Origin of the sequence: Gilliamella sp. Choc5-1, assembly GCF_001690595.1 — a bacterium.
In the GTDB taxonomy this organism is placed as follows: Bacteria; Pseudomonadota; Gammaproteobacteria; order Enterobacterales; family Orbaceae; genus Gilliamella; species Gilliamella apicola_M.
On the sequence record NZ_LZHH01000048.1, the window covers coordinates 1 to 541 of the forward strand.

Genomic DNA, 541 nt, shown 5'->3' on the forward strand with positions numbered 1-541 from the left:
ACATAACAAGCTCTGCTGTTTTATGTTGACCAACATGGTAACCGACAATCTGCCTATCGGATAAGTTCACTAAAACACATAAATAGTTCCAACGTTGCTTAACTTGAATATAGGTTAAATCCGCAACAACAATTTGTTTTTTATCACCTACATCAAATTGTCGTTGCAGGTGATTTTCTGTGGCGGTTTCATTCACTTCCGTATTGTGAGATTGATAACGTTTAACGGTGTATTTTGATGCCAGCAATAAGGCTTTCATCACCCAAGCAATGTAACGGCGTGACACCCAAATATTGGAATGGCAACACATTTTCAAACAAAAAAATTAAGGGGTAAGTGTTTTTTAAATTCAACGGGAGGCAAGTAGCCTAACGAAGAATGTAATCGTTTATGATTATACCAATAAGCATAAGCCGAAAAAGCGCGTTGTAACTCAGCCGTTGAGTTAAAACGTTGGCCTTTTACAAATTCCGTTTTAATTGTTTTAAATGTCGCTTCCGCTACCGCATTGTCATAAGGACATCCTTTCTTGCTTAATGAA

At 37.3% G+C, this 541-nt stretch carries 1 protein-coding gene and 1 pseudogene; both read right to left on the reverse strand.

Translation table 11 applies throughout. The features are described 5' to 3' along the window. Nucleotides 1–310, reverse strand: a pseudogene (locus A9G35_RS04370) (IS3-like element IS655 family transposase); the annotation flags it as partial. A gap of 2 nt (nucleotides 311–312) precedes the next feature. Next, nucleotides 313–541, reverse strand: a 229-nt coding sequence (locus tag A9G35_RS04375; protein ID WP_141673768.1) for an IS3 family transposase, incomplete at its 5' end; no start/stop codon positions are given.